We start from the raw sequence: 6942 nt of genomic DNA, 5'->3' as shown, positions 1-6942 counted from the left end.
CGATCGCTCTGCTCGGCGCGGCGGCGCTCGCGCAGGCCGTCCTCGCGCAGGAAGGCGGCGTGGCCGTCGATCAGCGCCGCCAGCGTGTCGAGCCCCTCGCCGGTCTCGGACGAAACCAGCGTGACGGGCGCGCGCCAGCGCCCGGCGCCGGGGCTCGCCAGCGTCATGGCGCCTTCGAGGTCCTCGCGGGCGCGGATCGCCGGCAGGCCGAGATCGGCCTTGGTGACGGCGATCACGTCCGGCAGCTCCATGACGCCGGCCTTGATGAACTGCAGCGCGTCGCCGGAGGCGGGCTGCACCGCGAGCAGGATCGTGTCCGCCACCAGCGCAACGTCCGCCTCCGACTGGCCGACGCCCACCGTCTCCACGATCACCCGGTCGAACAGCGCGCGCATCAGGATCACCGCGCCGAAGGCGAGTTCCGACAGGCCGCCGAGGCGGTCGCGCGCGGCGAGCGAGCGCACGAACACGCCGCGGTCGTCCGGATCGGTCGGGATGCGGGCGCGGTCGCCGAGCAGCGCGCCGCCGGAGCGCATGGAGGACGGGTCCACCGCCACCACGCCGACGGTGCGGCCTTCCGCGCGGAAGGCCCGCACCAGCGCCCCAGTGAGGGTGGACTTGCCGACGCCGGGCGGGCCGGTGAGGCCCAGCACGTCGCCATGGGGCTCAGCCTCCGCCGCGTCCAGCAGCTCCGCCGCCTCCAGCCCGCCCGCGCCGCGCTCCAGCCGGGCGAGCGCTCGCGCGAGCCCGACCTTGCCGGAGGCGCGCAGCGAGGCGAGGTCGGGGAAGGAGCGAGCGTTCACGGGCGACCGGCGGACGTTGGGGAGACGGAAAGGCTTAGGTTCCGTCTCGCACGATTCCCCGCGGCGCGCGACGGCGCCTTGGTCTCGGGCGGGATGTCGCGGGCGGTTACGGCGCCTTGGGCGCCTCGGCCGGACGGGCGGCGGCGTCCTTCTGCTTGATGGCGTCGCAGCGGTCGCGCAGCATCACGTCCGCCTTCTGCAGCGCCATGTTGAAGGCGATGGCCTTCTCGGGCGCGAAGGCGGCGCGGCGGGCCTTGGCCTGCTCCACCTGCCCCATCATGTATTCGTAGAACACCTGCCGCTCGGCCACGTCCCCGAGATGCACGTTCGCCACGCCGATGACGCAGCCGCACAGCTCCTTCGACACGCGCTCGGCGCAGGCCTTGCCGTAGGTGGCGTCCACCGACGCGACGTCGGTCGCCTCGGGCGCGCCTTGCGCGAAGGCGGCGGTGGCCGTGGCGAGCGCCGCCGTCACGGTCAGGGTGCGAATGAGCCTCATGGAACACGATCCTCCGGTCCGGGCGCGGCGTGGGGCGGCGCGCGCCTCTTATGATGCCCTTATCTGGCACAGGCGGACCGGCGGCGTCATCCCCCTCACGCGGTCTGTTCGAGCCCCATCACCGCGAACAGCCGATCCTCGTCGGTCCAGAGCCGCGTCACGGCCCAGCCCTCGGCCGCCGCCAGCGCGTCGAACGCCTCGGGCGAGTATTTGCGGGAGCTTTCCGTGTGGATCGTCTCGCCGCGGGCGAAGGCCACGAGGTCGCCGCCGATCGCGACCGTCTGGTCGGCGAGGCTGACCGCGTGCATCTCCACCGCGCCCTCGACGTCGTTCCAGCGGGCCTCGTGGGCGAAGCGCGCCAGATCGAAGCCGCCCTCCAGCTCCCGGTTGATGCGCGTCAGCAGGTTGAGGTTGAACGCGGCGGTGACGCCGGCCGCGTCGTCGTAGGCCGGGAGCAGCCGGCCGAGGTCCTTGCGCAGGTCGACGCCGATGATCGCTTTGCCCTGCGAGCCGAGATGGCCGCGCATACGGCGCAGGAAGGTCCGCGCCTCGCCTTCCGACAGATTGCCGATGGTGGAGCCGGGGAAGAAGCCGATGCGCGCGTTCAGCCTCGGCAGGTCGTCCGGCAGATCGAGTTCGGCGGTGAAGTCCGCCGTCACCGGACGGATTTCGAGCCACGGGAACCGTTCGCTCAGCCGCGCCGCCGCGAGCTCTAGAAAGTCGCCGGCGATGTCGATCGGCACATAGACCGCCGGGTTGTCGAGCGCGGCCAGCACCAGCGCCGTCTTGACGCCCGCGCCCGCGCCATACTCCACCACCGTGGCGCGCGGCCCGCAGAAGGCGGCGATCTCCTCCGCCCGGGCCTCCAGAATGCGGGTCTCGGTCCGGGTCGGGTAATATTCCGGCAGCCGGGTGATCTCCTCGAACAGCTCCGAACCGCGATCGTCGTAGAGCCAGCGGCTCGGCAGGCGCTTGGCGGGAGCTGCGAGGCCGTCCCGCACATCGGCGCGGAACGCCTCCCGCTGGATCTCGTGAAGGGGGACGCGGTCCAGCATCACGCGTCCTCCGCCAGCCGGAGGCCGGAAAACTGCCAGCGCTTGTCCGGCAGGAAGAAGTTGCGGTAGCTGGCGCGGGCGTGGCCGGGCGGCGTGGCGAGCGACGAGCCCCGGAGCACGAACGGCCCGCACATGAACTTGCCGTTGTATTCGCCGACCGCGCCGGGCGCGGGGCGGAAGCGCGGATAGGGCGAGAACGGGCTCCGGGTCCATTGCCAGACCTCGCCGAAGGCCTGTTTCAGCCCCGCGCCCTCGCCCGCCGGACGGGGCCGCAGCCGCGCCAGCGGGTCGCCGACGTCCACCGGCGGCTCCGCCCCGGAGACGCGGACGGCGTGCTCCCACTCCTGTTCGGTCGGCAGACGCTTGTCCGACCAGGCGGCGAAGGCGTCGGCCTCGAAATAGCTCACATGGGCGACCGGCGCGTCCGGATCGACCGGCTGCAGGCCGTTCAGCGTCATCACCCGCCACACGCCGTCGGTCTGCTCCCAATGGAGCGGCGCGGACCAGCCCTCGGCGCCCACCTGCGCCCAGCCGTCGGCGAGCCACAGCAGCGGCGAGCGGTAGCCGCCGTCCGCCATGAAGGCGAGCCATTCGCCGTTGGTGACGAGCCGGTCGGCGATACGGAACGGCTCGATCAGCGCCCGGTGCCGTGGCCCCTCGCAGTCGTAGGCGAAGCCGTCGCCGTCATGGCCGATCTCGACCACGCCGCCCTCGAAGCCGAGCCACGCCGCCTCGGGCGCCGCGCCCTCAGAGGCGAGCGCCGGCCCCGCCTCGCGATAGGCGGGCCGGACGGGGCTCTGGGCGAACAGGTGCAGGATGTCGGTGAGCAGAAGCTCCTGATGCTGCTGCTCGTGGTGGCGGCCGAGCTCCGCCAGCGTCTCCACCTCCGCGGACGGATCGCCGGACAGCAGCCGCTCCATCGCCTCGTCCACATGGGCGCGGTAGGCCATGATCTCGTCGAGCGCGGGCCGGGTCAGCATGCCGCGCTTCGGGCGCGGATGCCGGGCGCCCAGCGTCTCGTAATAGGAGTTGAACAGGTAGCCGAACACCGGCGAAAACTCGCGGTAGCCGGGCAGGTGCGGCTTCAGGATCATGGTCTCGAAGAACCATGTGGTGTGCGCCAGATGCCATTTGGCGGGGCTGGCGTCCGGCATGGACTGCACGGTGGCGTCGGCGTCGCTCAAGGGTTCGGCGAGACGTCGGCTGTGGTCCCGCACGTCGGCGTACGCGCCGCACGTCCGGCCGCGCCGCAGGGGCGCGCGCGCTGCTGTCAGGGTCATCTGTGCTCCGCCTGGGGTCGAGCGCGTGTCACCGGCGGCGCCGCGCTTCGTATCTTCGAGGAGAACGACCCGCCCTTCGTCGCGGTTCCACCGGCTTGCGCCGCCCGTGCGGCGCCTTAGGGTCGGCGCCTCCGCGGCCCGCGCCGCGCGTTCAAGGACAGCGTATGGCCCCCGCGACCACGACCTCGCGCCCGCTCCGTCTGGCCGCCCTGGCGGCGACGCTGGCGCTCGGAGTCGCGCCGTCCGTCGCCGCCGGGCAGGCGGAGGAGTTCTGGTCGATCGGCCGGCCCTATTCCGACGCCGCGCGCCGGATGGCGCCGGTCTCCGCCTTCCCCGCCCCGACCCCCGCCGACGAGCTGCCCACGGCGCGGTTGACCGCCCCGCCCGGCTTCCGGGTGGAGACCTTCGCGAGCGACGTGCTGGACGCCCGTATGATGCGCGAGGGCGACAAGGGCGTGATCTTCGTGTCGTCGCTGTTCGTGGCGAACCGGGTCTACGCCATCGTGCCTAAGCCCGGCGGCGGGCGCGAGGTAAAGATCGTGCTGCAGGACACGCCGCTGCCGAACGGCGTCGAGTTCCACAAGGGCGCGCTGTACGTGGCGACGCCGCGCCGCATTCTGCGCTTCGACGACATCGAGAACCGGCTCGACAATCCGGGGCCGCCCACGGTCGTGTACGACGGCTTTCCCGGCGACGGGCCCCAGAGCTGGAAGGCGCTGCGCGTCGGGCCGGACGGCAAGCTCTATGTCTCGGTCAACGCGCCGTGCAACGTGTGCGAGCCCGGCCCGCTCCGGGGCCGCATCGTGCGCATGAACCTCGACGGCACCGGGCTCGAGACGGTGGCGGAGGGCGTGCGCACCAGCGTGGGGCTCGATTTCGATCCGGTGACGGGCGAGCTCTGGTTCACCGACAACCAGCGCGACGGGCTGTCGGACGACATGCCCTCTGACGAGCTGAACCGGGTGACGCAGGCTGGCCAGCACTTCGGCTTCCCCTACTGCCACTCCGGCATCATGATCGACCCCGAATTCGGCTGGGGCCGCTCCTGCGACGCCTATGTGCGGCCGGCGGCGCTGCTCGGCGCCCATATGGCGCCGCTCGGCATGCGGTTCTACCGCGGCCGCATGTTCCCGCCGACCTACGCCCACGCCATCTTCGTGGCCCGCCACGGCCCGTGGAACCGCAACCGCAAGAACGCGGACGTGGTCGCCGTGCTCCGGGACGAGCGCGGCCGCGTGATCAGCGTGGAGCCCTTCCTCACCGGCTTCGTGCAGGACGAGGACTATGTGGGCCGCCCGGTGGACGTGATGCCCCTGAAGGACGGCTCGCTGCTGGTCTCCGACGACCACAACGGCGCGATCTACCGCGTGACCTACGAAGGGCCGCCGGCCTCCCCGCCCCGGAGCGAGGCCGGCGATCCGGTCACTCCGGCTCGAAGGTGAGCGCCACGCCGTTGATGCAGTAGCGCAGGCCCGTGGGCGGCGGGCCGTCCGGGAAGACGTGGCCCATGTGGCTGCCGCAGCGGGAGCAGTGCACCTCGGTGCGCAGCATGCCGTAGCTGCGATCCTCGGTGACGCCGAGCGCGCCCTCCATCGGGGCGTCGAAGCTCGGCCAGCCGGTGCCGCTCTCGAATTTCTCGCCCGAGCGGAACAGGGGCTGGCCGCAGCCGGCGCAGGCGAACACGCCGGAACGCTTTTCGCGCAGCAGCGCGCAGCTTCCCGGGCGCTCGGTGCCGTGCCGGCGCATGATCTGGTACTGCTCGGGCGTCAGCAGCGCCCGCCACTCCTCGTCGGTGCGGACGACCTCGTAGTCGGCGTGTGACAGGGACGCGGCGTGGGACATGGTCGGCGCTCCTTCCGGTGTCGTGAAGCTTCGAGAGCCTCCAATCTGGGGATCGAGGCCCTCTCCCGCCAGTGGGCGGCGCTTCAGGCCGGCGGCCGGCTGCGGCGGGTGGAGAGACCGTGGGCGGTCTTCTCCCAGCGGCTGGCGTCGCCATAGACGATCTGCCACAGCGCCCGCCACGCCGCGACGCCCACCAGCAGCCAGTAGAGCGGCGTGGTGAACAGGTCGATCGCGAGCCGGGGCTCGCCGCGCTTGTCGGCGCCGAGCCAGCAGCACGCGAGCCCGGCCGCGCAGCCGAGCGCCAGATTGCCCACATGGGCCATGAACAGCAGGCTTTCGAGCGACGTCTTGGAGGGCTTCGCCCAGCCGCCCGTCAGGGCGTCCACCGCCAGCCCGGTCATCACCAGTGGATAGACCAGCGCGGTCAGCGCCACGCCCGCCACCGTCATCAGCGCGCCGGCGAGCCGGAACGGCCCGAGCCGCGCGGCGAGCGAGCCGAACGAGCGGGCGTGGACCACGGAGGTGACCATGTAGCCCTTCATCCAGCGGGTGCGCTGCTTGATCCACGGCCAGAGGCGCGTGGTGGATTCCTCCCACGTGACGGAGGCGACCGTGCGCGTGCGCCAGCCGAAGCGCGCGAGCCGAAGGCCGAGATCAGCGTCCTCGGTGACGTTGCCCGCGTCCCAGCCGCCGAGGCTGCGCAGCGCAGACGCCCGGAAATGGTTCGAGGTGCCGCCGAGCGGGATCGGCAGCCCCGCGGCGGAGAGCGCCGGCAGGCCCACGTCGAACAGGGCGGCGTACTCGATGGCGAACTGGCGGGCGAGCCAGCCGTCGCCGGTGTTGTCGATGGCGAGCCGCGCCTGCACGCAGGCGACCTCCGGCGGCGAGGCGCGGAACACCGCGAGCGCCCGGCGCAGCTGGTCGGGGTCGGGCAGGTCCTCGGCGTCGAACACGGTGACGAGCGCGCCCCGCGCCGCCATCAACCCGGCGTTGAGCGCGCGCGGCTTTGTCTTCGGCCCGCCCGGCGGCAGCGTCAGCACCTCAATCCCGGCGCGGGGCGGACGGCGCGCCAGCGCCCCGAGCGTCTCGTCGTCGCCCTGCTCGATCAACAGCTTGATGTCGAGCTTGGCCGGCGGATAATCGAACCGCTCCAGCGCGTCGAGCAGGCCGGGCACCACCGCCCCCTCGCGGGCGAGGCAGACCAGCACGGTGTAGACCGGCAGGTCCCGGTCGTCGGCGCGGGCGGGCTCCCGGCCTCCGTCGTCGGCCGCGCCGGTCGCCATCGCCACCCGAAACACGTTCAGCGCCAGGAACAGCAACCCCGCGAGCACCGACAGCGTCAGCGCCACCACGTCGAAGGCGAAGGCGGCCGCCGTCACGCTCGCGGCGAGCGCCAGCAGCGCCTCCCGGCGCCGGGGCGTCATCTCCGGCATGGCGCCGGCGACCGTGAGCTCGGGCGCGAC

Annotated in this window: 7 protein-coding genes; 1 reads left to right on the top strand and 6 read right to left on the bottom strand. The window is 72.7% G+C overall.

What is annotated here, in order from left to right; all coding sequences use genetic code 11:
* From ACFQ4O_RS13215 to egtB, 4 genes are all read right to left on the bottom strand, one after another.
* The coding region (locus ACFQ4O_RS13215; RefSeq protein WP_378776163.1) for an ArgK/MeaB family GTPase at nucleotides 1-803 on the bottom strand (803 nt) is incomplete at its 3' end.
* Nucleotides 804-909: 106 nt separating this feature from the next.
* On the bottom strand, nucleotides 910-1302 hold the full coding sequence (locus tag ACFQ4O_RS13210; RefSeq protein ID WP_378776162.1) for a hypothetical protein: 393 nt from the start codon (nucleotides 1300-1302) through the stop codon (nucleotides 910-912).
* Nucleotides 1303-1397: 95 nt separating this feature from the next.
* On the bottom strand, nucleotides 1398-2357 hold the full coding sequence (gene egtD, locus ACFQ4O_RS13205) for an L-histidine N(alpha)-methyltransferase (protein WP_378776161.1): 960 nt from the start codon (nucleotides 2355-2357) through the stop codon (nucleotides 1398-1400).
* Entirely contained in the window at nucleotides 2357-3637 is a 1281-nt protein-coding gene (egtB, locus tag ACFQ4O_RS13200) for an ergothioneine biosynthesis protein EgtB (protein ID WP_378776159.1), read from the bottom strand. The genes egtD and egtB overlap by 1 nt, the downstream gene beginning before the upstream one ends.
* Nucleotides 3638-3801: 164 nt before the next feature.
* On the opposite strand from egtB, the gene ACFQ4O_RS13195 reads away from it, so the two are divergent.
* The gene (locus ACFQ4O_RS13195; protein WP_378776158.1) at nucleotides 3802-5079 is read left to right on the top strand and encodes a PQQ-dependent sugar dehydrogenase; all 1278 of its coding nucleotides are present in this window, start codon (nucleotides 3802-3804) and stop codon (nucleotides 5077-5079) included.
* Here the strand turns inward: ACFQ4O_RS13195 and msrB are convergent.
* Together msrB and ACFQ4O_RS13185 are read right to left on the bottom strand one after the other, a co-directional pair.
* Nucleotides 5060-5479: a peptide-methionine (R)-S-oxide reductase MsrB gene (gene msrB, locus ACFQ4O_RS13190; RefSeq protein ID WP_378776157.1), complete on the bottom strand. Its 420-nt coding sequence runs from the start codon at nucleotides 5477-5479 to the stop codon at nucleotides 5060-5062. The two genes, ACFQ4O_RS13195 and msrB, sit on opposite strands and share 20 nt — an antisense overlap.
* A gap of 83 nt (nucleotides 5480-5562) precedes the next feature.
* Nucleotides 5563-6942, bottom strand: a 1380-nt coding sequence (locus tag ACFQ4O_RS13185) for a glycosyltransferase (protein ID WP_378776156.1), incomplete at its 5' end; no start/stop codon positions are given.

The organism is Methylopila musalis, from assembly GCF_042679725.1.
Lineage (GTDB): Bacteria > Pseudomonadota > Alphaproteobacteria > Rhizobiales > Methylopilaceae > Methylopila > Methylopila musalis.
This window is presented reverse-complemented; position numbering and strand designations above follow the sequence as displayed.

Coding starts and splice junctions, on each gene's coding strand:
- ACFQ4O_RS13210 (WP_378776162.1), bottom strand. CDS start 1,302: ATGAGGCTCATTCGCACCCTGACCGTGACGGCGGCGCTCGCCACGGCC.
- egtD (WP_378776161.1), bottom strand. CDS start 2,357: ATGCTGGACCGCGTCCCCCTTCACGAGATCCAGCGGGAGGCGTTCCGC.
- egtB (WP_378776159.1), bottom strand. CDS start 3,637: ATGACCCTGACAGCAGCGCGCGCGCCCCTGCGGCGCGGCCGGACGTGC.
- ACFQ4O_RS13195 (WP_378776158.1), top strand. CDS start 3,802: ATGGCCCCCGCGACCACGACCTCGCGCCCGCTCCGTCTGGCCGCCCTG.
- msrB (WP_378776157.1), bottom strand. CDS start 5,479: ATGTCCCACGCCGCGTCCCTGTCACACGCCGACTACGAGGTCGTCCGC.